The organism is Marinobacter sp. MIT930201, assembly GCF_047122665.1.
In the GTDB taxonomy this organism is placed as follows: Bacteria; Pseudomonadota; Gammaproteobacteria; order Pseudomonadales; family Oleiphilaceae; genus Marinobacter; species Marinobacter salarius.
In genome coordinates, this window is record NZ_CP138916.1 from 2,406,328 (window position 1) to 2,431,739 (window position 25,412).

Annotated in this window: 25 protein-coding genes; 15 read left to right on the top strand and 10 right to left on the bottom strand. The window is 56.1% G+C overall.

The features are described 5' to 3' along the window. Positions 1-145 precede the first annotated feature (145 nt). Positions 146-766, top strand: coding sequence for a TetR/AcrR family transcriptional regulator (locus SIC19_RS10955; RefSeq protein ID WP_075194650.1), 621 nt, complete (start codon positions 146-148; stop codon positions 764-766). Further along, positions 756-1,574, top strand: coding sequence for a hypothetical protein (locus SIC19_RS10960; protein ID WP_226909990.1), 819 nt, complete (start codon positions 756-758; stop codon positions 1,572-1,574). The genes SIC19_RS10955 and SIC19_RS10960 overlap by 11 nt, the downstream gene beginning before the upstream one ends. Positions 1,575-1,578: 4 nt before the next feature. On the opposite strand, the gene SIC19_RS10965 is transcribed toward SIC19_RS10960, so the two are convergent. Then, positions 1,579-2,451, bottom strand: a complete 873-nt coding sequence (locus tag SIC19_RS10965) for an alpha/beta fold hydrolase (protein WP_075194651.1) — start codon at positions 2,449-2,451, stop codon at positions 1,579-1,581. Positions 2,452-2,517: 66 nt separating this feature from the next. Then, the gene (locus tag SIC19_RS10970) at positions 2,518-3,426 is read right to left on the bottom strand and encodes an alpha/beta hydrolase (RefSeq protein WP_075194652.1); all 909 of its coding nucleotides are present in this window, start codon (positions 3,424-3,426) and stop codon (positions 2,518-2,520) included. Between the two features lie 110 nt (positions 3,427-3,536). Here SIC19_RS10970 and SIC19_RS10975 point away from each other — a divergent pair, with 110 nt between their 5' ends. From SIC19_RS10975 to SIC19_RS11025, 11 genes are all read left to right on the top strand, one after another. Beyond that, complete coding sequence (locus SIC19_RS10975) at positions 3,537-4,541, top strand: GlxA family transcriptional regulator (protein ID WP_075194653.1); 1,005 nt, start codon at positions 3,537-3,539, stop codon at positions 4,539-4,541. A 35-nt stretch (positions 4,542-4,576) separates the two neighbouring features. After that, positions 4,577-5,533, top strand: a complete 957-nt coding sequence (gene rluF, locus SIC19_RS10980) for a 23S rRNA pseudouridine(2604) synthase RluF (RefSeq protein ID WP_075194654.1) — start codon at positions 4,577-4,579, stop codon at positions 5,531-5,533. Between the two features lie 79 nt (positions 5,534-5,612). Then, entirely contained in the window at positions 5,613-6,245 is a 633-nt protein-coding gene (locus SIC19_RS10985) for a MarC family protein (RefSeq protein WP_036211528.1), read from the top strand. Next, on the top strand, positions 6,245-6,799 hold the full coding sequence (locus SIC19_RS10990; RefSeq protein ID WP_036211525.1) for a gamma-glutamylcyclotransferase: 555 nt from the start codon (positions 6,245-6,247) through the stop codon (positions 6,797-6,799). Before SIC19_RS10985 ends, SIC19_RS10990 begins: the two co-directional genes overlap by 1 nt. A 183-nt stretch (positions 6,800-6,982) precedes the next feature. Continuing rightward, positions 6,983-7,417 carry a hypothetical protein gene (locus SIC19_RS10995; RefSeq protein WP_075194655.1) on the top strand — a complete coding sequence of 145 codons (435 nt, stop codon included), beginning with the start codon at positions 6,983-6,985 and terminating at the stop codon, positions 7,415-7,417. A 602-nt stretch (positions 7,418-8,019) separates the two neighbouring features. Next, a complete protein-coding gene (locus SIC19_RS11000; protein ID WP_075194656.1) occupies positions 8,020-8,370 on the top strand; it encodes a hypothetical protein in 351 nt (116 codons plus the stop codon). A gap of 103 nt (positions 8,371-8,473) precedes the next feature. After that, complete coding sequence (locus SIC19_RS11005; protein ID WP_075194657.1) at positions 8,474-8,947, top strand: hypothetical protein; 474 nt, start codon at positions 8,474-8,476, stop codon at positions 8,945-8,947. A 124-nt stretch (positions 8,948-9,071) separates the two neighbouring features. Next, the gene (locus SIC19_RS11010) at positions 9,072-9,833 is read left to right on the top strand and encodes an RES family NAD+ phosphorylase (RefSeq protein WP_075194658.1); all 762 of its coding nucleotides are present in this window, start codon (positions 9,072-9,074) and stop codon (positions 9,831-9,833) included. Positions 9,834-10,305: 472 nt separating this feature from the next. Next, on the top strand, positions 10,306-10,704 hold the full coding sequence (locus SIC19_RS11015) for a hypothetical protein (RefSeq protein WP_075194660.1): 399 nt from the start codon (positions 10,306-10,308) through the stop codon (positions 10,702-10,704). Positions 10,705-10,918: 214 nt separating this feature from the next. Next, complete coding sequence (locus SIC19_RS11020; protein ID WP_226909989.1) at positions 10,919-11,419, top strand: hypothetical protein; 501 nt, start codon at positions 10,919-10,921, stop codon at positions 11,417-11,419. A gap of 82 nt (positions 11,420-11,501) precedes the next feature. Further along, positions 11,502-11,897, top strand: coding sequence for a VOC family protein (locus SIC19_RS11025; protein ID WP_075194662.1), 396 nt, complete (start codon positions 11,502-11,504; stop codon positions 11,895-11,897). 214 nt (positions 11,898-12,111) lie between these two features. On the opposite strand, the gene SIC19_RS11030 is transcribed toward SIC19_RS11025, so the two are convergent. Next, positions 12,112-13,896, bottom strand: a complete 1,785-nt coding sequence (locus tag SIC19_RS11030; protein WP_075194663.1) for a hypothetical protein — start codon at positions 13,894-13,896, stop codon at positions 12,112-12,114. Positions 13,897-15,058: 1,162 nt separating this feature from the next. On the opposite strand from SIC19_RS11030, the gene SIC19_RS11035 reads away from it, so the two are divergent. After that, positions 15,059-15,757: a cold shock domain-containing protein gene (locus SIC19_RS11035; RefSeq protein WP_075194664.1), complete on the top strand. Its 699-nt coding sequence runs from the start codon at positions 15,059-15,061 to the stop codon at positions 15,755-15,757. Between the two features lie 334 nt (positions 15,758-16,091). Here the strand turns inward: SIC19_RS11035 and SIC19_RS11040 are convergent, their stop codons facing one another. Beyond that, positions 16,092-16,973 (bottom strand): DMT family transporter, encoded by an 882-nt coding sequence (locus tag SIC19_RS11040; RefSeq protein ID WP_075194666.1) that lies wholly within the window; start codon positions 16,971-16,973, stop codon positions 16,092-16,094. 128 nt (positions 16,974-17,101) lie between these two features. Between SIC19_RS11040 and SIC19_RS11045 the strand changes: the two genes are divergently transcribed. Further along, a complete protein-coding gene (locus SIC19_RS11045; RefSeq protein ID WP_075194667.1) occupies positions 17,102-18,049 on the top strand; it encodes a LysR family transcriptional regulator in 948 nt (315 codons plus the stop codon). Between the two features lie 14 nt (positions 18,050-18,063). Here SIC19_RS11045 and SIC19_RS11050 read toward each other — a convergent pair whose 3' ends face one another. From SIC19_RS11050 to SIC19_RS11075, 6 genes are all read right to left on the bottom strand, one after another. Then, entirely contained in the window at positions 18,064-18,990 is a 927-nt protein-coding gene (locus tag SIC19_RS11050) for a branched-chain amino acid ABC transporter permease (RefSeq protein WP_075194668.1), read from the bottom strand. Positions 18,991-18,994: 4 nt separating this feature from the next. Further along, complete coding sequence (locus tag SIC19_RS11055) at positions 18,995-19,885, bottom strand: branched-chain amino acid ABC transporter permease (protein ID WP_036211490.1); 891 nt, start codon at positions 19,883-19,885, stop codon at positions 18,995-18,997. Between the two features lie 45 nt (positions 19,886-19,930). Beyond that, on the bottom strand, positions 19,931-21,148 hold the full coding sequence (locus tag SIC19_RS11060) for an ABC transporter substrate-binding protein (RefSeq protein WP_036211487.1): 1,218 nt from the start codon (positions 21,146-21,148) through the stop codon (positions 19,931-19,933). A gap of 31 nt (positions 21,149-21,179) precedes the next feature. Continuing rightward, positions 21,180-21,899 carry an ABC transporter ATP-binding protein gene (locus tag SIC19_RS11065; RefSeq protein WP_041332967.1) on the bottom strand — a complete coding sequence of 240 codons (720 nt, stop codon included), beginning with the start codon at positions 21,897-21,899 and terminating at the stop codon, positions 21,180-21,182. Beyond that, on the bottom strand, positions 21,889-22,677 hold the full coding sequence (locus SIC19_RS11070; RefSeq protein WP_075194669.1) for an ABC transporter ATP-binding protein: 789 nt from the start codon (positions 22,675-22,677) through the stop codon (positions 21,889-21,891). Before SIC19_RS11070 ends, SIC19_RS11065 begins: the two co-directional genes overlap by 11 nt. Positions 22,678-22,881: 204 nt before the next feature. After that, positions 22,882-25,389 carry an acyl-CoA dehydrogenase gene (locus tag SIC19_RS11075; RefSeq protein WP_041332969.1) on the bottom strand — a complete coding sequence of 836 codons (2,508 nt, stop codon included), beginning with the start codon at positions 25,387-25,389 and terminating at the stop codon, positions 22,882-22,884. Positions 25,390-25,412: the final 23 nt, after the last annotated feature.

Below are 25,412 nucleotides of genomic sequence, written 5' to 3' on the forward strand. Positions count from 1 at the left end.
AAGACCTGTTGAATTATCCATACACTGGTGTATTGTTTGTCCATACACTAATGTATGTTTTGGGCGGGGTCAACGCTTTCAAACATGGCTCCGCTGTTGATGTAGAATTCACACCCAACAGCCAGTAGCAGGACCAGATTCCACCATGACGGATGCCAAACCTCAGAAACGCCGCAGCCGCAAGACGCCGGAAAAAGCGCAGTTGACCCGCGACGCCTGGCTGGATGCGGCCGCCGGCGAGGTTGCAGCCGGTGGTTTCAGCAACCTGAGGGTGCTGACCCTGGCAAAAAAGCTCGGTGTGACCCGTGGCAGTTTTTACTGGCACTTCAAGGACCACGAAGACCTGGTGGTGCGTTTCCTCAACCGCTGGCGGGACCGGCGTCTGCACGAGCTTCAGTACTGGAAACCCAAGGGTGGGGATGTCGAAACCGAATTGCGGCAAATTCTGGAACTGTTGCTCACCGATGCGTCCCGTAATATCCGTCGCCTGCAGGTGGAGCTGGCGGTGCGGGATTTTGCCCGCAGAAATGACTACGCGGCTGATCTGGTCACGCAGGTGGACGAAGCGCGCATCAACCAGAACTGCGAGCTGTACGAACGGCTGAGCAGCGATCCCCAGCGCATTCGCGATCTGTCGCTGCTGATGTACGTGGCCACCATCGGCTCCCAAGTGGTGCTTACGGGGAAGAAGGGCGATGCTGAAACCATACGCCGGGTGGAAGACCTGATGGCGCGCGTGGCTTTGGGGCAGCGGGATGACAGCTAGATGGCCGGCCCTGGTCCTGCTTGCTCTCTGTGCCGGCACCCTCCATGCTGCCGAAGATGAATGTATGGCCGGCGCTACAACCGAACTGGAACAGATGTATTGCCGCGTAGTGAGCGAAGGGCTCGGAGGGGGCTTGCCATCACCTACGGATTTCAAGCGCAACGATCCGCAGGTGCAGGCATTGCTTCTGCGGCGCCCTGCCGGGCGGCTGGGCCTGGAAGTGCCTGAGCCGGGTGCTCCCGCGCAAGCCGACCCCAGCCCCGAACCGTCTGGCGCGGAACCGGAACCCGCTCGGTCCGGGCCTGAAGGAAGCCCGCCGCAAAGCGGGTTGCTTTCGGACTGCCAACTGGAAGGCCAGCGCATTGCCTGTCCCCGGCAGCGCTATGATCTGGTCTCAAATCAGCCTAACAGCCAGCTGGCGGAAGGTGCCCTGGCGGAGAATAATCGCCTTGGGCTGCGTCCGTTCGAGGGCAATCGCGATGACTCAGAGGCCGTACGCCGATACCTCTCCAAGGCGTACGACCGCTACATTCCCAAGATGGTGGACATAGGCCTGGGCGCCAATACCATGAGCTTCACGGCGTTCCACAACGCCTTTCACACTATTGAGGATGGCGGCGTCGACTTTGCCCGGCGTATGGAGCGGACTTTCACCCTGCTCAAACAGGATAAGAAGAATCTGGCGGTCAAGGCCCGTTACCACGACGAGCTTCCGCAGGACCTTTCCCTGTGCACGGTGATCAACCGCGAAATCGTGGTGTGCGACAACGTCGGTACCAACTGGGTCTACGTCAGCCCATCCAGGTAATAGCTCAGGCTGTGTCCAGGAAATCGTTGAGATACCCGGCGACGGCTTCGGGTTGCTCTTCCTGCAGGAAGTGGCCAGCCTCCACCTCCTTCACTCGCAAGTCTGCGAAGCATTCCTCAATATGATTGAGGTACTCCGGAATGATCACCTTGTCCTTGTTGCCGTAGATGTACAGGGCGGGCATGGGCCACGTATGGCCTGCCGTGGTGGCCCAGCGTTTGGCGTCTTCGTGGAAGGTGCGGTAGTAATTGGAGCTGGTACCCGGCGTTCCCGGAATCTGGAAGGTGCGCACGTATTCGTCGAATGCGTCCCGTGGAAACGGTTCGCGGTTCCAGGTGCGCAGGAAATGCCCCAGCCAGGTCTCTTCGGCGCCGGGAATCATCGCTTCAGGCAGGCCTGGCGTCTGCATGAAGTGCTGATACCAGTAGGCTGCACCGCTGCTGGCGCGGACCTTCTCGATCACTTCCTGGTTGCCCTTGAGGTTGTTGATGATGGCGATGTTCATGATCACCAACCTTTGCACCCGGTCGGGAATGGCCAGTGCGACTTCCTGGGCGACGATGCCGCCCCAGTCGTGGCCCACCAGTTGAAATTCATCAATACCAAGTTGGTCCAGCAGGCTGATCACATCCTGTGCCATTTCCTGCTTGCGGTAGTGTTCGATGTCCGGACTGCGTTCACTGTCGCCCAACCCTCGCAGGTCGGGGGCGATGATGTGAAAACCCGCCTTCAGATACGCTGCCACGTGCTCCCAGCAGTAGGAGCTCTCCGGCCAGCCGTGGATCATCACCAGCGCCTTGCCACCGGGTGCCCCGCCTTCTCGCCAGGCGAAGCGTCCCCGGGGCGTTTGTCGCTGTTTAGGTTCAGACAGGTGCATGGCTGGGCTCCGTGAATGCGAATGGTACTGCTGCCAGACCATAAACGGACTGACGCAATCGCGCAATCAGAGGGTGTCCACCGGCCGGCCCAGATCCCGAAGCACCGTGTCCACAACCATGGGGCTCCAGAGCAGGCGGTGATGGCCCAGGCCACGGGTGCGGAGCACGTTGGCGTTTTCCCAGTTGTTGAAAACCCGTTCGCTTTCGTCTGGCGAGATGGAGGTGTCATCGTCATCAATGACCGTCAGGCCCCGCTGGGTGAGGGTCCGTGACAGGACTTCCAGGTCGAGTTGCTCCCAGACGGATTTGCCGAAACGCTCCTCCATCAATTGCAGATGCACCGCCAGAACGTTCTGACTCAGGCCGAGTTGACGGCCCAGGTTATCCATCACCGCCGTGAGGCTGACGGGCGGCGCCAGCATGACCAGATAATCAGGCTGAAGGCCGTCCGCGATCGCGCGGGCAGCGGCAATGCAGCCAATGGAATGGGCCAGCACCCCGTGGACCCGGCCGACGCTGGCCGCCACCCTGGTAACGACTTCGGCCATTTCGAACAGGTTGGTGCTCTCGCCCTGGGCACGGCCGTGGGCGGGGGCGTCGAACAGCACCACGCGATAGCCGGCTTCCACCAGCGGGTTGACCCAGGCGCCGAACTGGATGCCGGCACCGGCCCAGCCGTGAACGCCCAGAATCACAGGCCCCTGGCCCCAGGAATATACCGGAATGGTCCGGGCACCATGCTGCAGCTGGGTATAGCTGTCAGCATTGTCCAGCAGGTATTCATAGCGGGATGGCATGGGCAGGCGCGAGGGCCTGAACGCCATGCGGTTAACCAGCCGGCCGGCTTTCTCAGGGGCTATTCGACCGTAGAGTTGAAGTGCCAGGCGGATGGGCGAAAACCCCTTCGGGCCTTCAACCTTGTGGGTTGTCGGTCGCTCGAAGATCACTGATTGAGTGTTCAGTTGTGAGGTCATGGTGAAAGTCCTTCTTCCAGTGGTAGTGGATGACAGCTTCAGGTTAGGACTTGCGGGTTGCCAGCAGGAGTGTCATATTTGACATATAAAGTGCTGAAAGGGCCATTTCCATGTTCAACGTTGCCATTGTCGCCTTCCCCAACTGCCACGCCTCCGGTGTGCACGGCATCATGGATTTCTTCACCGTTGCCAACTTCTGCGGCCGCGCCCCGGCTGGCCACAGCGAGCCCCTGTTTAATTGCCAGGTGGTGACGGTGGACGACCAGCCAGTCCGCGGGTACAGCGGTGCGGTGGTGACGCCAACCTGCAAGCGTGGGGATTTTGAGCCGGACCTGATCGTGGTGGGCTCCTCGGTGGAAGCCGCCGTGGGCGCGGAACGGCTGGAGAAAACGCTCGCACCCTCAAGACCGCTTTATGGCTGGTTGCGGGAAGGCCTGGAGAGGGGCGCCGTGCTGGCGAGCGTCTGCACCGGCAGTTTCGTACTGGCGGAGGCGGGTTTGCTGGACGACCAGGTGGCCACCACCCACTGGCGGGCAGCGCCGCTGTTCCGTGCCCGCTATCCGCACCTGCGCCTGGAGGAAGACCAGTTGCTGGTGGATAACGGCCGCATCATCTGTGCCGGCGGCGCCACGGCGTTTGTGGATCTGTGTAGTTACCTGGTGGAGCGCTTCTCGTCACCGGCGGTTGCCCTGGCCTGCAGCAAGATGCTGGTGCTGGACGGCCGCCGGGCGGAGCAAACGCCCTACATGGCCTTCTACAGCCAGAAAGCCCATCAGGATGACGCTATCCGCAAGGCACAGTCCTGGCTTGAACAGCACTACGCCGATGCACTGACCATCGACGAAGTGGCTGCCGTAGCGGGCCTTGGCACCCGCACCTTCAAGCGTCGTTTCAAGGAAGCCACTGGCGAAACCCCGATCGGCTACCTGCAGCATCTGCGGATCGAGGCGGCCAAGCACCTGCTGGAATCCAGCCGCGAACAGACTGCACGCATCATCTGGAGTGTGGGTTACGAAGATGCCAGTTCGTTCCGGAGGCTGTTTAAACGCACGGTAGGCTGTACCATGGAGCAATACCGCAAGCGTTTCAGCTATGTATCCCCAAAAGTGGCCTGATGCCCCGACGATCCCCGACCGAAGACAGGACTCCCATGCCCGGCAAAAACTCCACCCGCCTCAACAAATACATCAGCGAGAGTGGCATGTGTTCCCGGCGGGAGGCCGACCGCTATATCGAGAACGGCAACGTTGCCATTAATGGCAAGGCGGCCCAGGTGGGCGATCAGGTGCTGCCCGGCGACAAGGTCACGGTGAACGGCCAGTTGATCGAGCCGCGAGACGAAGAGGACCTGATCTTTATCGCCCTCAACAAGCCCGTGGGCGTGGTCAGCACCACCGACCCGGCGGAGCGCCGTAACATCGTCAACCATGTGGGCCATGGTGAGCGGATCTTCCCCATTGGCCGACTGGACAAGGACTCCCAGGGGCTGATTTTCCTCACCAGCAATGGCGATCTGGTGAACAAAATCCTGCGCGCGGGCAACAACCACGAGAAGGAATACCTGGTCACCGTCAACAAGCCGGTGACCGCAGAATTCGTGCAGGGTATGAGCGCCGGGGTACCGATACTGGGCACGGTCACCAAACGCTGCCAGGTCGAAAAGGTGTCCCGTTTCGTGTTCCGTATTACCCTGGTTCAGGGCCTGAACCGACAGATTCGTCGCATGTGCGAGTTCTTTGATTACGAGGTCACGAAGCTCGAACGTGTGCGCATCATGAATATCAGCCTCAAAGGACTAGCAGTCGGAGAGTGGCGGGATCTGGGGCCGAAGGAGCTGGCCGGGTTGTTTGACATGATCCGCGATTCGTCCTCGGAAGTGAGCCCCGAAACCCGTAGCGAAACGAAAAAGCCGGCGAGCAAGCGGCCTGGCAAAAAGCCCGGGACATCGCCGTCAGGACCGCGTGGAAAGGGCGCAAAGGCAGGACAGCCCGGTCGGCCAGGAAAGCCCGCTGGAAAAACCGGCAAACCCCCGCGCCCGGGCAAAGCCAGCAAGCCGGGAAAGCCGGGAAAGTCACGCAAACCCAGGCAAAGCAGCGTTAAGCGCTAGGATACGTTCACTTCCGTACGGCACGAAGGCGCCACTGTCGCTATGCTATACCGTTTTTACCCCTGACCGGATATTCTGAATGTTTGAAGCGTTTATCAGTACCTACATCAGCAGCACGATCCGCTTTATGTTCCTGCTGGCGCCGTTTTTCGTGGTCACCATGTTTCTGGCGTTAACCCGGGGGCTGCCGGCGTCTGAGAAGCGTTCGATTATCCGCCGTTCCACCGTATCCGCAATGATTCTGGGGTTGGTACTGTTCTTTGCCGGCCCACTGTTGTTCAGTGCCATTGGCATTACCCTGAATTCGTTCCGGATCGGTGCTGGCAGCCTGCTGTTCCTGACCGCCATCAGCCTGGTCACCAGTGGTACCCGCAACCACGCCACGGGGTTGCCGGATGAAGACCGCGATGACATTGCCGTGGTGCCACTGGCGATTCCGGTGATGATAGGCCCTGCGACCATCGGTGCCATCCTGGTTTACGGGGCCGAGCTGAACGCTGTGCCGGAAGTGGCCGGAGGGCTTCTGGGGCTGGTGTCGGGGCTGGTTATCCTGGCGGTTCTACTGCACTTGTCCGGATACCTGGAAAAGGCGCTGGGTAAGACCGGGCTGAACATTCTCTCCAAGATCAGCGGCCTGATTCTGTCTGCCATGGCGGCGGAAATTGTATTAACGGGCATCGCTGGATTTATTGCTTCCACGTCGGCCTCCTGATGTCTTTCGATACCGTAGCGCACAATCGCAGTCGCCAGCAGTTTGACGGAGTGTCCTCCGTGTGGCTGTTCGGCTATGGCTCGCTGATCTACAAGGTGGACTTCCCCTTCCTTGAGCAGCAGCCGGCGACGATTGAAGGCTGGGCCCGACGTTTCTGGCAGGGCTCCCATGATCATCGCGGTACTCCGGAGGCTCCCGGGCGTGTGGTCACGCTGGTTAGCCAGCCTGGTGCGACATGCAAGGGCATGGCCTATCGGGTATCACCGGACGTGTTTGAGCACCTGGATGTACGTGAGAAGAACGGCTACCTGCGCTTCAGCACGACCATGACATTTGATGACGGTAGCAATGCGGAAGGCCTTGTTTATATTGCCACCGAGGACAACGCCGCTTTTCTGGGGCCCGCTTCGACGCTCGACATCGCCAGCCAGATTGCGCGTTCGTCCGGGCCGAGTGGCCCTAACAGCGAGTATCTGCTGAAGCTGGCGGACGCTTTGCGTACGCTGGGTGATCATGATCCCCACGTGTTTGAGCTGGAATCCCACCTGCGTTGATTCTGTCGTGACGGTCAGCCGGCCACGGCAACTGTAAAGACTGTCCGCGCCTGCGTAAAAGAAGTGCAAAGCCGCCGCCGATCGCCTGACTTTCCCCGGAAGTTCCGTACTCTGAAATTAGGGAGCAGCCACAGAGTGTTCGTGGATGCTAATCCGGGATCTGAAAAGATCGGGAGAAGAACGATGAAAGCATTTCTGATTGGCAGTTGTCTTGTTGGCCTGATAATGGCCACCAGCCCGGCTGTGGCAGACTCTGACAGGCGGGAGAACCACAGGGCAGGGTTCCACCAGAAAGTGGACCACGACAGGGGCATACCCCACCACAAGAAGCTTCTGTCATCCCGGCACCGCGATGCGGATGCACACCACGGCCACCGGGATCGCAAGCATGGCTGGAAAAACAAGGCTCACAACCGACACAAACACGGCTGGAAGCATAAGAAGTACCATCAGAAAAGGCATAGTTACCATGGCCACAAACGCCAGTGGAACAAACACCGTCACCATTACCGGGATGACCGTGGCACCCGTTTCCGGTTCCACTACAACAACAGTACCTACCCCATGGAGTATCAGGTGCTGCAGGGTGCTCAGCTACTGATTGATGTCACCCGTTGATTGTTTGGGGTTGAAGCCTCTCGCCGGCGCCTGTGAACGGCGCCGGCTCTTTAGTCCAATCATTATCAGCGGGGATTCTGCCTCAAAAAAAGACCGCTTCTAAACAAAAGCGGACATTCGAGAACCACCCATCTCCGCCCATTTTTTTCTCAAGCGTCTCTCTGATACCCACGATTTCCAATACTCAGAAACGTTCGATCGACCCGGTTGCGACCGGTGAATCTCGATGGCGAAACGGCCTGTTGCTAAAGTGGGGGTATAATGGAAAACACTCAAAAACGCCAAAATTCCTGCGGTTTAATGTGCACGGCTCTGCACACACACTTTTCACAAAGCATTTCTGTAGGTATCTGTTTCGGCGTGGGAAAAGTTCGTCCCTCTGGATTTAACTTGCAAAAACGTGCATAAATATCCCGCGTGCAGACTTTTCACAAGATCAGGATCTCAAAAGTCCTCTGGGATAGAAAGGTAATGCTCTGAAAAATCGAGCTTATTCGGGTTGTGAAGCAGTTTTGGACGGGGCGATGGTGCTGCGGTTTAATAAGAATGCAAACTAATAAGCTGTTATGTGTAAGCAGTCGATAAGCAATTTGGGGAGTCGAATGGAAGAGGAAGAAAAGGAAGTAAAGAAGGCATTGCTGGGCTGCGTTCCCCTGATAGTTTTGGGAGTGCTGGCTCCAGTCGCAGCTTATTTTTCTTTCCTTCGACCTGAGGGCGAGGCGGCAGACATTTGGTTCCAACGTAGCGGAGCTATCAGTGTCCTTTTCGGTGTTTGGGCGGAGTACAACCTTTCCAAAGTAAATGAGCACGTCAACCTTTCAGGAATTGTCATCAGTTCTCAGACAGAGCTTAGTCAGCGTTACAAGTTGCGATACCGTATAGCACAGTATCTCGGCGTGGTGCTGGCTATTTCCGGCACTGTCATCTGGGGGTATGGTGATCTTCTCCGGTAGCCCACATAACCAAACGCTTAAGTTCGTTACCGGCCTGGCGGCCGTCCACCGGACGCCCTTGTCAGGGCGCCGCTTAGCTTTGCGTTATGCATAAGGGAGTTTCATGTCTGATTTTTGGATCGAAACGCTAAACCCACGCGTTTTCTGGACGGCTTTGGCAGCCATCGGGACATTGATGGCGGTGTTAGTGGCTTTGCTTTATCCACTTTCAACTAAATATTTCCGCAATAATCGAATAGAGATGCTGATAGAGGCGGAAATAAAAGGCAATTTCGACAAAATTCGGCATATGACCTCGAAAGAAGATCACCAGCTCCCGCGGGGTCAAAAAATTGGTGCTATGCAACACCACGATGCTTTAGTGAAGCACGTTGACCTCCGCCTGTGGGAGCAGTATCGCTATATATTGGCTGCCGAGAGACCATTAGCATTCCAAAAATATCAAGGAATCAACAGGTATGCAGAGGCCCTTCTTGATGCACCTCCTAACCCTGCAATCATGCGTTTAGCAGTTCAAGTGGCAGAAGCTCAGTCTTTCGTCGCAAGGTTTGAAGAGGTCTTCGGGCAGCAGCCTTAATGCATAACCAGTTGTTGCAGTATGTTCCGGGCCTGAAGGCCCACCACCGGGCGCCCTTTTCTTCGCTTCGCTACGAAAAGGGCGCCGCTGAACAATAGCGTTATGTTTCTAGGAAGGATTCGGGATGAGCTTTAAGTCGTGGCGTAGCTATTTAATTTTTAAAAATTCGGTAGATACAAAGCATCGCTATATACTAGATGAAGTATCTAAAGAGTTTCTCAATTCCATTATTGAAACTTGCGGCGATCGTGAACGGCCTTTAAAAGCAGGGTCAGTTGTTTGGCGTGCCCAGAATGGTCATTCTTGGAGGCCTTATTACCAACATAACCCTGAAACTGAAGAAGATATACATATTGATGATTTTCCAGCACCGTTTCCGAAGGCTCGAATGAAACCTTTGGTAGATAGTGCAGCCGAAGGTAGAGCTAACTCAAAAGGAATTCCATGCCTGTATGTTGCTACAGACAAAGAGACTGCTATGTCTGAGATACGTCCCTGGCTTGGAGCAATTCTGTCAGTAGGTCAACTCAGGTTGACCAGAGATCTAAGAGTTCTTGATTTTTCAGTAGAGCAGGGAAAAGACAACCTCCATTTGTATTTTAAAGAGCCTGCGCCTGAAGAAATTGTCCGCGCAGTTTGGTCAGATATTGACAACGCCTTCTCAAAACCAACTAAAGCTTCCGATCTAAAGTCAGAATATGCTCCGACTCAAATAATCTCCGAGTTTATAAAGTCGAAGGGATACGATGGTATTGCCTATAAAAGCGCTTTGGCCGACGGTCACAATATATGTCTTTTTGACTTGGAAGCAGCGGAGGTCGTAAATTGCGCTATTTATGAACCAACAAAAATAATTTTCGATTTTAAAAGGGTAGAAGAGTATTGAGATGATATTTTCAGAAATGCATAACAAGAGCATGTTGTCGGACGGGGTTTTCGCTGCGCTACAAACCAGCCGCAAATGCTGACGTTATAGGGATTAAGGAGTTCCCGTGATCGAATGGGTTTTGGTACTTACTATGCACATCGTCGCCGAGAGAGGCGGGCCTATGCCCGATGTTCAAATGCAAACTGTTGATGGGTTCACTTCATCGGCCGCATGCGAGAACGCAGGCCAGAGAATCGGTAGAGCGTTAATCAAACAGGTCGGGAAACACCGAGATCAGCAAAATATTGACCGGCGTGGTGGGATCGGTTTTCCTTCAGTTTACACTGAATGCCTTAAGGTCAATAAGTAACCACTATAACAAGGTCATTAAGGTTGTTCCGGGCCGTTGGCCCTCCACCGGACGCCCTTGTCAGGGCGCTGCTTATGGCTGGCGTTATACAGCCATGGGTAGTCCCAATGCGGAGACAGAATGAGTCAAGCTGAAATGTTCGCCAACCTTGGCGCCCCGCTCAATAATGTTCGTTGGTCTTGGGGCAGCGTTAGGGAGTCTGATGGTGCTGTATTTCTGCGAGTGTGGCAGGACGGTACCCGAAAAATAGATGGCAAACGGTTCATCTGGATTTCGGATGAGAATCTACCAGAGGGAGATTTAGGGGCAAACGAGCGGTTGCAACACGTTAAGCTTATCAAGTCTGGTCAGTCGTGTTATCTCATCATGTGTCAAGCCGTTGACACTAAAGCTGCGCCAAGACAAGTGCAGAGCTTCAACGCAAAGGAAGTCTTCTGTGGCGGCGAGGTTATTCTCGACGACGGTGCCTATTGGATTGAGCTCAATGGCAGAATCCCAGTGAAGGAAGTCACTGTATAACAAGGCCAGGCACGCGACGCCTACTGTATTACGGCTTCGCCTCCATTCCATAGCCTTGCATGCTGGCTGGCGTTATACCAATTGCAGCGCTTATCTTCCTCTAAAGCCTGTTAGATGCGAGGAGCTCTGAGAAAGTGAAGAGCTCAATCCCACCTAAAGAAGGTTCTAGCTGATGAAATATACTAAAGCGATAGAAAGAGTCAGGAGTGGCGAGATGTCGCGATCCGATCTCGTAAGGCTCAAGCGCAATGCCGAACAAAAGCTAGCAACAGGCGATACAGAAGCTCAGCAAGTTCTAAGCGCCATCAACAACGCCACTCCAACAGACTCATACGTTCTTTTCATGGGTTTTTGTCCGGGAGCTGACTTCAGCGAGCGTTTAGATACGGAATGGAAAGAACAGGGCATTTGTAGATTTGATTATCTTGAGAGTGAGCATCAAGCGGAACGGTTTAACTCCATCTGCAAAGGCGATTTAGTTGTCCTAAAGAAACGAGAAAAGTTCGGTAAGACGATGAAGCTATATGGTCATGGCCGAGTTAAAGCGGTGGCTTATGATGACGACCAAATTCGTTATTTGAAGATGGATTGGTTTGATCAAGATCAGGTGATTGAAGTTCCTTTGATGGGCTGTAATTCTACTGTTGACGTTAAATCGATCGAGATGGTTGAGGACGAGATGCCCCAGGAATTCTACGAGTGGCTGGAGGTATAACCAATGCGTCAACGGGGCCGGTTTGTTCCGCTTCGCTCCACAAACCGGCCCATTACGCTGGCGTTAAGCACAAGGAAGGTTCATGCACGCGAATATAGCCCGCTACGGAATAATTCTGAACACGGAAAATTTTGAGGCGTGTGTGGCGTTCTATCGAGACCTCTTTGGCCTGCGTCAGCTGTTCGAGAAAGACGAGAACGGCTTTAAGCTAACCTGCCTCGAATACGGAGAGGGTTACTTGATGGTGGAACAAGGCGGCAAAGCAAAGAACGGCGTCAAGTCGCCCAAAGAGGGGAGCTTCAAGCTGCGTTTCAACGTCAAGGACCTGGAGAAGGCCTTGGGAGAAATTAGAGAATGGGGCATCGACGTTGACATCACAGAAAACCCTTGGGGCAGGACCATCAACATCAGTGATCCCGATGGCAATCGGGTCGGTGTTAGAGATGAAGCCGGCTTCGTTCGTCAGATCAATGCTTAAGCAAGTGGCTGTGGGGCGATACCACTTTCTGCATTACACCCAGTTCAGCTGTTCCATCCGAATGTTCGCTTTGCGACCGAGAGTTGCATCGTGGGCGTAACTACCAGCCAGGTTATAAAGTCGCCATCGTCGAGCCAGTGGAAATTTCACACGGGTCGTCGCAGGCGTTGTTCGGACAAGAAACAATCAGACCCCCGACGGGCCGGCGCTTGCCTCAAGTCGCCGGATCCGTCCCGTTTCGCGGGCGCACTCGTTTTTTACGTAGGCTTTGCAGATCTTGTTCAAAGCATTCGCGCTGACGTGGATTACGGCGACGGTCGCCCGCGCCATAAGGGCTTTTGTGCGCTCGATACCAGGTCGGCACGACAAAACCGAGGAAGAAACCGACCAAAGCCATGCGTAGCGTAATCCGCCAGAAGAAAAACTGTTCTGGCGTCGCGGGCAGATATACAATACTGAAGCGGTCCGGGCTTAGCGATTCCAACAACGGTAATGCGATAAAGGCAGCAATCAGCGCGGCGCCGATGGCGCAGAGAACGGCGTCGGTGAAACTGCCCCATTGCCGATAGCGCCGCCAGCCCAAGAGCTTGCTCACATCGGGGTATTCACCGCTGCTCAAGCGAATCGCGAGCAACAGCGCGATGCCGGCGTGCAGAATCGCCCAAGGGTAACTGCAGTTCAGATAACGGTCGATACCGGCGGCGCAGCTTGGCGAAGGAGGCGGTAAAAACTGGTTTGCCGCGAGAATAATCAGGAAGCCGAGTGCGGCCGCCAGCAGGGTCGAGGCTATCGGATATACCAGATTGGGCGCGTAGCGCCTGGTCGCGGCGTCGCACAGCCCCGGGCAAAACCTGGCCAGCAGGACGGGCGAGATGACGGCGCTGAACATCATCGCCCCGATCATCGTTGCCTTGACCGGGCCGAGCTTGAAGCTCAGCGGCACCACGATAATACCGCATAGGATGAGCACCAGCATAAGCATGTCGTTAGCGTCCGGTAGGGGACCGCTCGGTTTCGGCTCGAGTTCAAAGCCGATTTCACGGAACTTGCGGACTCGCTCATTATCGCTGTAATGCGAATGCAGCGAAACCCCGGCCATCAGGGTGTAGAGTTTTTTCTGCAATATGCCGCAATTGGCGCGAAATTCGTTTTCACGCTCGACCAACTCGTCGCTCTTGTCGCCGTCCAGTGTGCGTAACTGGCCCAGACATACCAGTGCGTCGCCGAGTAACCGCCGGCGCATGTTCTTGACCTCGTCGACCGATCGCAGGTCGCTGTCGGGATCCCTGAGCGCGGCGAAGGCGGTCTTGTAGTGATCGTCCGCCTCCCAGTGCCTTAGCTGCTCCTTCAACAGCATGCACTTAGTCCAAAGCGATGGCGTGGTCGGTTGATCGGGATCGTACTCGATGTCGCTCTTCTCGAACCCCTCCAACAGTGCCAGTTTGCGTACATGATCCAGCAAATCCTGCGGGGGATTATAGCGCGCCATCTTCAGCCGGTTGATTTCGCGCAGTTGCTGGGCAGGTATCAGGGCGCGCTCGTACAACCAGGTGCGAATCAACGTATCGCCCCAGAGCAGCGGCGGCACATTGGGCAGAATCAGTACCACGAACGCAGCGACGACCAGCGGTTGTGCCTTGCTGATGTCGGGTACTCCCTTGGCAACGAACCATCCGATGATGTCATGCAGCTGCTGCCTGATATCCGGCTGGTACAGCAACAGCAGATAGACCAGAATCCCGATCGAGGCATAACATATTTGGTATAGCCGATAACGAAACGCGGTCGTATTCGCGCGTGGAGGTTTTAGCAGGATACTTTGCCGGCCGGGGTTCCAGCTCAGCATACCTTTCAGGAAAAGTAGCCATTTCTTGTCGTCCGGCGCCGCCTCCGTGAGCAACAAGCGGGGATTGTTGAATCGAGCCATTGCGGCCATTAGTACAATGAGGGCACCGAGAAAAGCAATAATCTCGTCCGCGAGAGATGCCAAAGTATCCATACCGTGCTCTCACTCAAGAGATAGGTATCTCAAAGGCTACGACTCCACTGCGCAAATGTCCAGTAGCGCCGATGCAGGGCCAGATGCGCTGCTTCGCTGGCGGGGCCTAGCATAAGGGGCAGTTTCGGTCTAAAAATTCGTTTCCGAGCAGAACCACGATACCGCTTTTGTCTGTACATAGCCGTCAAGCGGCAGGAGTGTCGGCACGTCGTTGAGCACACCGAGTCAATATGTGGTGGTTAAAGAGCATCGATTTCCGCTAATAGAATGGCGCGTAGCAACGATCGCCAAGATATAAATGCGGTTGAACGACTCCTGAGCCTTCGGGAAAAGCTCAAGAATGTTTGCCAATTGGGTGTCCATGGAACTGAGGAATTTACCCGTTCTCAGAAAAAAGCGGTGCTCTCTATTACCATGGCTCTGCTGGCTGAACCTACAGCAGGCTTTCTAAACAAAAGCGAACATTCAAGAGCCACCCATTTCCACCCAATTTTTCCTCTGGCGCCTCTCTGATACCCACTATTTTCAGAACTCAGAAACGTTCTGGTCGACCCGGTTGCGACCGGTGAAACTAGATGGCAAAACATCCTGTCGCTAAAGTGGAGGTAAAATGAAAAACCCTCAAAAACGCCAAAATTTGTGCGGTTTGTATTGCATTGCTCTGCACACTTTCCACAGAACCAGGAACCCAAAAGTTGCCTGAGATAGAGAGGTAAGGGTCTGAACAATTGCGGTTATTCGGGTTGTGAAGCAGGTTTGGATGAAGTGGTGTCGATGCAGTTGAATAAGAATTCAAACTAATAAGCTGTTATACCTCTTGTGGCTGCTCATCAAAATAATCCGGCACTGGTTTTTTAGGTCCGCTACAGTATTGCTTACCAGTAATTCACCTAAAGCCAGAGGAAGGAATGACTATGTACAAATGTCCCAAGTGTGGTGCATCGGACACCAGCAAAGAACGGTTGAAGGGGTGGGATACCGGCGACCGAATCTGCGCCAATTGCGGTTGCACCACTGCCGCAGTGGATTTTCGGAAAGCAGCTGAATCCACAGGCACTAACAAGCCGAAAGTTCAGGAATAACAATTCGCATCAGTACGCGGCCGAAGGCCGCCGGACGCCCCTGTGCTCCGCGTTAAAAGGGTTTTGACCGAGGGACCGGCATGAAAGGTTTAGTGAAATGGTTCAGCACAGAAAAAGGATATGGTTTTATCACCGACCAAAGCGACACAGACTATTTTTTTCATGTTTCTAAGGTCGTTGGAACAGAACTACCGCAGCCCGGCGATGCGGTAAAGTTCAACTTCCGGGAGCGCAAAAAAGGAAAAGTGGCCACTGATATCGAGATCATTCGACGAAAAACCGTTCAGAACCATACCCCCTATTTTGGTAGGAGAATACAGCGGGACGAGGTTGTAGACGGTGGCAGCTCAAAAGTGGGATCTACTGCTTTAAGTAGTTGCGTAGGTTTGGCACTTGGCGGTCCCGTGGGGGCGGTGGTTGGCGCGGCATTAGGATATACCTTCGGAGAAGAAAGAGAGCCAACCTTTAAGAAGGTTTTTGTTACAAGTAAATGTATTAGGTGTGGTGGCACCGGGTATGTTACAGCTCGGGTCAATGAGCGTACGGGGTTCCAATGTTTAAACTGCCACCATTTTTGGAAGGTATCTGATGCCTATATGTCACCTGAAGATATCGAAGCCCTTGAATCTCAGGAGTCAAAAGCTCCTCTATCCCATCATAGCGCTAAAGAAATAGAAGGAGCGAGGGGGAAAAGCGCCGAAGAGCAGAAAGAAAGACTAAAAAAATATCTAGATGGACTAAATGAACGAGATTTCGGTCCTGACTTTAAAATTGAATAGTAACTCTTACAACCTAGAATTGTGGAGGCTGCTTAGGAGTAAGCAGCGGGTAAATAGGGCTGGGAGTTTATACGCCAAGGTTCTCACTTTAACAACGTGCTCCAGCCGACCGGTTTGCCGTTGATCTGCTCCAAATCGACGGCTGAGCACAGGCGTTATCCCCAAGCCCGAATGTTCGCTTTGCGACCGTAGCTTCAGTTCCGTATCTCGGCCAATCAAACTTTGGAACACCGCATTCAGTTTCGTGTGACCTACGAAGCTGAGGAGTAACCGCAGGATTAGGTCCATCAGATGGGCGCAGGTTACTCCTTGGTATCTCTATGGACTGAACGCGTCAACTATTCACCGGCTGAGGCTGCAATACCCGGCGACTCCGATGACGCGAACGCAACCCCACCATGATAAGTGGCACCACAATCATGGCACTGCCCACGGCGAACCAAAGGTCGGGCATTTCATTGAAACCTATCCATCCAATTAGTACCGCCCAGATCAGGCCGGTGTATTCGGCACTGGTGACCTGGTTGGCATCCACCTGCTGGTAGGCCAGCAACACGGTGATGTTGTAGCCCAGAATAAACAGGGCAGATCCAAGTGCACTGATAAGTATGGAGCTGTCCCAGGCGGCGCCTTCCCATAAGGCCAGTGCGCCGGCAGCCGGGATGATCAGCGCGTAATTCAGGAACAGCTTGTGAACGGTGGACTGCTGCTTCGGCAGTTTACGCACCATTACAGCGTTGATAGCCAGTGCAAAGGCGGATGTCAGTGCGGCGATGGCAGCCCAGTTGAATTCTACTGGCCGCAGGATGACGATGATGCCGCCAAATCCGCTGAAGACGGCAAAGACGCTCAGCGGGGTCAGCTTTTCCCGGAACAGCATGACGGACAGCACCATGACCAGGATGGGAGCTGCGTAGAACACGGCGTTGGCGGTGGCCAGCGGCAGATTGCCGAGGGCAACAATCATGCACAGGATGCCAGCCAGGTGTATGTGGGCCCGCACGGCGTGGACCTTGATGCCGGAAAACAGGTGTTTCCGGCTGAGTTGGCCGGCCAGGGGCAGTAGCAGCAACAGGGTGATGACGCAGCGGAGGAAGGCAAACTGGAATACCGGCGCGCCGGGTTCCAGCAGTTTGATGAACACATCGCTGATCAATGCCATGGCGTTGCCGATCACCAGCAGAAGGATTGCACTGTTTACGGTTTTGCCTGACATGATTTCGGCTCCTCTTGGTTTTGCTCCGACATCGGAGTTGTCGCCCTGAATCTTGTGATGGTGAGTCTAGTGGTGTATTACTATCCGATAAAATGATCTTTAATCACTTATCATTAGAAATTTAGATAATGAAGCTTCCACCTCTCAAAGCCCTACCCGTCTTCGAAGCCGTTGCCCGGCTGAACAGCTTTTCGCTGGCGGCGGAGGAGCTGGCGGTCAGTCAAAGTGCGGTCAGTCACCAGATCAAGCAGCTGGAAACCTATCTCGGTGAGAAACTGTTCTGGCGCAGTGGCCGCACTCTGACGTTGACCGACGAAGGCCGGCAGTATCTGGATGGCGTGGGGTCGGCGTTGTTGCAGATTGAGCGAGTGAGTGAGCAGTTGTTGGGGCATGAGGAGTCGCGGTTGCGGCTGTCGGTGTTCAGTTCATTTGCGGTGCGCTGGCTGGTGCCGAGGTTGCCGGATTTGCAGCGGGAGTATCCGCAACTGGATCTTTCCCTGGAGATGAGCAGTGAGAACCCGGTGCTGTCCGACCGGGTGGCGGACTGTTTTATCACTATCAAGCCGTCGTCTGCGGCATTCAGTTATGAGTTGCTGTATACCGAGCGGCTGTTTCCGGTGTGCAGCCAGGATTACTGGCAGCGCATCCGTCGGGAACTGGGGCGGGATTCAGAGGTTGAGGGAAGGGATGAGCCAGAGTTGTCGCCAGAGGAGGTGTCACGGTTTCCTTTGCTTTCTACCCACAGTATTTTCGACAAGGCCGCCGGTGACTGGGAAGCCTGGTATCGGGCGGTGGATCAGAAAATTCCCGGTACGGCGCGGATACAGCACTTCAGCCACATGTTGCTGGCTCTGGAGGCGGCCCGTTTTCATCAGGGCATCGCGCTGACCAACGATTACATGCTGAGCACACGGCAGGATTCCGGCGATTTTGTCCGTTTGCCCAGTCACTCGGTGATGACGGGCGACAAGTTCTATTTCGCCTGGAAAACCAGCCGTCGGCGGGAGCGTGGGCTGCAGGTGTTGCGTCGCTGGCTGGTGGATGAGGCTATCCGCGGCGGCTTGCGGGGCGAGTAACAAGCCCCGGCGGCCTATTTATCCGCTTTTTTCTTCAGCAGCCGATGCTGTATTTCACCGACAATACCGCGGCGGAATACCATTACGCAGACGACAAACACAGTCCCCAGGATCACCTGCACCCAGGAGCCGAATGCCGACAGTTCGTGGCTGAGTGCGCCGACGGTAATCGCGCCCAGTACTGGCCCAAATATGGTGCCAAGGCCTCCCACCAGTGTCATCAGGATGACTTCACCCGAGGTTTGCCAGTGCGCATTGGTCAATGCCGAAAACTGGAATATCACGGCTTTTGTGGCACCGGCCGTTCCGGCGAGTGTGGCGGAAATGATAAACGCCAGTAGCTTGAAATGGTCGACGTCGTACCCGAGTGAGAGTGCTCTGGATTCGTTTTCCCGGATGGCCTGGAGGACTTCGCCAAAGGGCGAGTTGATGGTTCGGTGGATAATGGCGAAACCAATCAGGAACACCGCAAACACAAAGTAGTACATGGCGATTTCGTTGTTGAGGCTGATGAAGCCGAAGAGCTCACCACGGGGAATGCCCTGCAGGCCGTTTTCGCCGCCGGTGAACGGCATCTGAAGCGCCAGGAAGTAGATGATCTGCGCCAGCGCCAGGGTCACCATGGCAAAGTAGATGCCCTGTCGGCGGATGGCGAGGAAACCGAATATCGTGCCGAGGATCAACGCAAACCCGGTGCCGGCAAGAATGCCGAATATCGGCCCGAATCCCCATTCTTTGGTGACATAGCCGGTAATGTACGCGGCACCGCCGAAGAAGGCGGCGTGCCCGAACGACAACAGGCCGGCGTAGCCGAGCAGCAGGTTGAAGGCGCAGGCGAAGAGCGCGAAGCACAGCAGGTCCATCACAAAGACCGGATAGGCATAGAAGGGCGCGCCAAGGCCGGCGACCAGCATGATAATAAACAGAACGCGGTTGATCATGGCCTTACTTCTCCTTACCGAATAAGCCCGCAGGGCGGAACAACAGCACCAGCACCATCAGGAAGAAGATCACGGTGCTGGCCGCTGGCGGGTAAAACACTTTGGTAAGGCCCTCAATCAAGCCCAGCGCAAGTCCGGACAGAATGGCGCCCATAATCGAGCCCATGCCGCCGATCACCACCACGGCAAACACGACGATGATCAGGTCCGCCCCCATTAACGGGCTGACCGAATAGATTGGCGCGGCCAGTACACCTGCCAGGCCGGCGAGGCCGGCCCCGAAGGCGAAGGTGAGGGTGATCATCAGTGGCACATTCAGGCCAAATGCCTGGGTCAGGTCCGGGTTCTCGACACCGGCCCGTAGCCGTGAACCCAGTTTGGTGTGTTCGATGACGTACCAGGTGGCAAAACAGACCACCAGGGAGAAAATGATGGCGAACAGCCGGTAGGTGGGGAAGTACATGAACCCGAGGTTTACCACGCCACTGAGGCTCTCCGGTTGCCCGGGATAGGGTGTGCCGGAGACGTTGAAGTAGTTGGCAAACAGACCCTGCAGGATCAGCGTGATACCGAACGTCAGCAGCAGGCCATAGATGTGGTCAAGGTCATAGAGACGCTTGAGCATGAAGCGTTCAATGGTCACCCCCAGAATACCGACGATCACGGGCGCCACCAGCAGTGACGCCCAGAATCCGATCTGAAGGCTGATACCGAACCACTGCTCCAGCAGAGAGTAGCCAATCAGTGCGATAAAGGCACCCAGCATGTACATGGCACCGTGGGCAAAGTTGATGATATTCAGCAGCCCGAATATCACCGCGAGCCCGAGACTCAACATGGCGTAGAACACACCCACATTCAGCCCAAGCAGCGCCTGGGCCAGTATGACCTGCATCGACACGTTGGCTATCTCCCCTGAAGCAGTGGTTAATCGGTGTGGTTAGTTAACCAGCGAACACTTGGTGTCTTCCAGCGAGATGTAGGCCTGATCCGCAGGGATCTTCGAGACTACCCGCAGCAGGTCCCATTCCTCACTGGCTTCGTCCGGCTTCTTCACTTCCACCAGATACATGTCGTGGAGCATGGAGCCGTTGGGCAGAATCTTGCCCCCTTTCACGAACATGTCGTTAAGGGTCATGTCGCCCAGTTCGGCACGCACGGTATCGCTGTCGTCAGAACCGGTGGCTTTGACTGCTTTCAGGTAATTGGTGACCGCCGAGTAAACGCCGGCATGAACCATGGTGGGCATGGCATTGTGGCGTTCATAGAAGCGGCGGGACCAGGCTTCGGTCTCGTCGTTCTGGTTCCACACGAAGGCCGTGGTGAACTGCAGGCCCTGGGCAATGTCCAGCCCCATGCTGTGGACGTCGGTGATGAACACCAGCATGCCGGCCAGTTTCTGTCCGCCCTGCACGATGCGGAACTGGTTGGCCTGTTTGATGGCGTTCACCGTGTCCTGGCCGGCATTGGCCAGGCCAATGACGTCGGCTCCGGAAGACTGGGCCTGGAGCAGGTAGGAGGAGAAATCGTTGGTGGACAGTGGCGCATTGACGTTACCGACCACCTCGCCACCGAGACTTTCCACCACGGCGCCGGTGTTGTCCCGCAAAGAGTGGCCGAAGGCGTAATCGGCGGTAATGAAGAACCAGCTTTCACCGCCGTTCTTGACCATCGCCGTAGCAGTACCAACCGGCAACGCGTGGGTGTCGTAGACGTAGTGAATACCGTAAGGCGTGCACTGTTCTTCTGTCAGTGCGGTGGTGCCGGCGCCGGTGTTCATGGTGATGATTTTCTTGTCGTTGGCCAGGCCCTGAACGGACAAGGCAACGGAGGAGTTGTCGAGGGCGGTGATCATGTCCACCTCTTCCGCATCGATCCATTCCCGGGCGGTACTGGCGCCGATATCCGGCTTGTTTTGGTGATCCGCGGAAATGATCTCAATGGGTTTGCCCATCACCGAACCGCCAAAATCCTCGACCGCCATTTTGGCGGCAGTCACCGCGCCCGGCCCTTCGAGGGCCTTGTAAACGCCGGACATGTCACTGAGGACACCGATTTTTACTTTGCCGTCGGTCAATTCGGCCGCTGCCGTGAGGGGCATTGCCAGGGTAGCCGCTGCCACGGCGCCTGCCAGTCCAGATTTCCAGTGCTTGAACATGGTGGGATTCCTTTTGTTATTAGATTCGGGTTCAGACACTCAGGTGCCTGTTCAACTGCTCTTTCTTGGCCTCGAGATCGGCCGCTTCTATCTGCTCAACCACTCGTCCGTGCTCAATCACATAGTGTCGGTCGGCCAGCGGAGCGGCAAAGCGGAAGTTCTGCTCAACCAGAATGATGGTGAATCCCCGGTCACGCAGTTTGCGGATGACATCATCCAGGGATTTGAGGATAACCGGCGCAAGCCCTTCGGTGATCTCGTCCAGTAACAGGAGATTGGCGCCGGTACGAAGGATGCGGGCAATGGCCAGCATCTGTTGCTCGCCCCCGGAGAGCTTGGAGCCCTGGCTTTTGCGGCGCTCTTCAAGATTCGGGAACATTTTGTAGATCTCGTCCGCGGACATCCCGCCATCGGCCACCACGGGGGGCAGCTCCAGGTTCTCGTCCACGTTGAGCGACGCAAAAATCCCCCGCTCCTCGGGGCAATACCCCAGCTTGCCAACGTGGGCAATGCGGTGGGTCGGCATGTTGATGATTTCGGTGCCGTGGATCTTGATGGAGCCGGTGCGTTTGCTGACCAGCCCCAGAATCGACTTGAGCGTGGTCGTGCGTCCGGACCCGTTGCGGCCAAGCAGGGTAATCACCTCGCCTTCCCGCAGAGTCAGATCGAGGCCATGGAGAATGTGGGATTCGCCGTACCAGGCGTGAAGATTCTCGATTTTGAGCATTTCCGGGCGTTGATCAGGCTGCATCGGTGGTTCCCATGTAGGCTTCCATGACGGCGGGGTTGGTCGATACCGTGTCGTAGTTGCCTTCAGCCAACACTTCCCCGCGGTTCAGGACGGTGATGGTGTCGGCCAGCGTGGACACCACATTGAGGTTGTGCTCAACCATCACGATGGTTCTGCCATCCACCACCTTGCGAATCAGCTCAGTGACCGTGCCTACGTCCTCTGAACTCATGCCCTGGGTGGGTTCATCAAGCAGCATGAGCCTGGGTTTGAGTGCAATGGTGGTGGCAATCTCCAGCGCCCGCTTCTGTCCGTAGGCGAGTTCCACCGCCTTGGTATCGGCAAAGGGCCCCAGGCCGACCTGTTCCAGGGTGGCCTGGGCTTCTTCATTCAGTTGATCAAGAATTCGTACCGGCCGCCAGAAGTGATAGGAAATGCCCAATTTGCGTTGCAGGGCGACTCGAACGTTTTCGCGGGCAGACAGGTGGGGAAATACCGCGGAAATCTGAAAAGAGCGGATCAGCCCCTGCTGGGCAATACCCGCAGGGCGTGCGTTGGTAATGTCTTTGCCAGCGTAGATAATCTGCCCGGCGCTGGGCTTGAGGAATTTGGTCAACAGGTTGAAGAACGTCGTTTTTCCGGCCCCGTTCGGGCCTATCAACGCATGTATGGAGCCTGTCCTGACGTTGATGCTGACGTCACTGATGGCGGTAAAGCCTTTGAAATCCTTGGTCAGGTTCCTGGTTTCAAGGATGGTTGAGGATGGTTGTGTCTGCTCGCCTACAGCCTGCTCTTCCACGGAAAGACACCCCTTTCAATTCAGGTGAGCGGCGCTGATGCCGCGTGTTTTTATTCGTTGTTGTGACAGCTGGTTTTTTGAAAGGTCGCAAATACAGCTATTTGAACCGACATTCAGTAATAGTTGGCGAATGTGGATTCTGTCAAGAATGGGAGGGGAGAACAGTGGGGGCGACACGCCCCGTTCAGGGCGTGTCTTTAGCGGTTATTCTTCGTCCCGTGGCGGGCGTTCGACCACTTTGCGCTTACCTTTGGCACAACGGGACAGGGCTTTCAGCCCGTCGGCTTCGAAGGCATCTACGCGGATGACGTCGTAGAGTGCTTCCAGTGCCTCCAGAAGTTTGTCGCATTCGTCTTTCTGAACAACGCCCTGCTCGCAGGCCCAGTCCACCAGTTCCTTACGCTGGTGCCCCATCAGCAGGTCGATACCGCCCAGCTCGTCTTCATCCCGATTGCGCAGGGCTTCATGCAGGCGATCGCGCATGTCCTTGGTTTCATTGGCCAGCCGGTAGGCGTTCAGTACACGGCCCAAAGGGTCGTCCGGATCGGTATTGATGTAACTGCCACGGCTGATGCGCTGGCGTAGCGGCGTATCGTTCACAATGCTGGCGGCCACCTCCGTGCCCAGGGCGTCGTCCGGGCCGTTGAGGCCGGTGGCGCCCAGAGGGAACACCAGCATCCGCAGCGGCCAGCGCAACAGCGGAACCGGGAAGTTGATGATCAGCTCGCGCATGGATGTCTTGAGGTCGCGCAGACTGGTCTGAAGGCACCATTCCACCAGCGGCCGCTGGTCTTCCGGATAGCCTTCCTCGTGCCATTGCTTGATCACCGCCGTGGCGTAATACAGGTGTACAAGGCAGTCCGCCATCCGCCCGGACAGGCGCTGACGTGCCTTGAGGCCGCCACCAACCGTCAGCAGGGTAACGTCGGTCATCAGGGCAAACGCGGCCGAGAACCGGGCAAGCTGGCGATAGCTGGACTGGATGTTACCCTGGCGGGGCACGGTTTCCAGCAAGCCGCCGCTCAGTGCCAGCACTAACGAGCGTAACGCGTTGCGGGTGGTGTGGGCGATATGGCGGTAAAAGATGCCGTCGAACTTCTCGACCGCCGCCTTTTTATCGTCCATGCCCGCTGCTTCGATTTCTTCAACAATAAACGGGTGACAACGGATGGCACCCTGGCCGAACACCATCAGGCTGCGGGTCAGGATGTTTGCGCCTTCCACCGTGATACCGATGGGCACCGCCTGGTACGCCCTGGCCAGGAAGTTGCGGGGGCCGGTAATAACACCGCGGCCGGCAACCACGTCCATGGCATGGTTGATCACCGTGCGCATCAAGTCGGTATTGCGGTACTTGAGCACCGCTGACGGCACGGAGGGGCGTACACCCCGGTCCAGCATGCCGGATGTCAGTAATCGGGCGGCATCCATCATGTAGGTGTAGCCGGCGATGGGCTCCAGCGCTTCCTGAACCCCCTCAAACTGGCTGATGGAGCGGCCGAACTGTTCCCGGGTCAGGGCATAGGAGCCTGTGGCCATGCTGGCCACTTTGCCAGCGCCGGTGCCCAATGCGGGCAGGGAGATGGAACGGCCGATGGACAGGCATTCCAGCAGCATTTTCCAGCCTTTGCCCAACATGTCCTGGCCGCCAATCACCTGATCCATGGGGATAAACACGTCGTTGCCCCAGGTCGGACCGTTCATGAACACGGTATTCATTGGCAGGTGACGGGCGCCGGAGTGAACCCCTTCCAGGTCCTGTGGAACCATCACGCAGGTAACGCCGATGTCGTCGGAGTCGCCCAGTAGTTTGTCCGGGTCGTAGACCTTGATGGCCAGGCCAATCAGCGTCGCCACCGGTGCCAGTGTGATGTAGCGCTTGTTCCAGGTGACTTTCAGGCCCAGTACTTCCTCGCCATTCCACTGGCCCTTACAGACGATGCCCTTGTCCGGAATAGCTCCGGCGTCAGAACCGGCGACCGGCGACGTCAGCGCAAAGCAGGGGATTTCCTCGCCGCCGGCCAGCCGCGGCAGATAATGTTCTTTCTGGGCATCGGTGCCGTATTCCATCAGCAGCTCGCCCGGGCCAAGCGAGTTGGGCACCATGACGGTCACAGCGGCGGATACGCTGCGGGTGGAAATCTTCATCACGATCTCGGAGTGGGCGGTGTGGGAAAAGCCCTTGCCGCCCTGTTCCTTGGGAATCATCAACCCGAAGAAGCCATTCTCGCGAATGAACTTCCAGACCTTGTTGGGCAGGTCGTACTCTTCGTGGGTGATTTTCCAGTCATCCAGCATGCCGCACAGCTTCTCGACCGGCCCGTCGAGGAACGCCTGTTCTTCGCTGGAGAGGTGGGCCGGTTTGGCATCGAGCAGTTTCGACCACTTGGGTTGCCCGGAGAAAAGCTCGCCATCCCAGTCTACGGTACCTGAGCGCAGGGCCTCGGCCTCGGTATCCGAGAGCTTCGGGAGCCGACCGCGCACCCAGTTCAGCAACGGAGCGCTGAACTTCTCGCGCCGCAAGTCACCTGGGAGCACCAGCACCAGGCTGAGAGCAAGCAGCCCGCCACCAAACAGTATACTGAGGATGTGCCAGCCATCCTGAAACAGCCCGACGACCGTTGCAATCACAAGCACGGTGGCGGCAGTGGTGCCACCGATGCCAAGATAGATCAGTACCAGCGCACTGATCAGTAGAAGCAGAACACTCATGGGCGGATCTCCATATCGAGAAG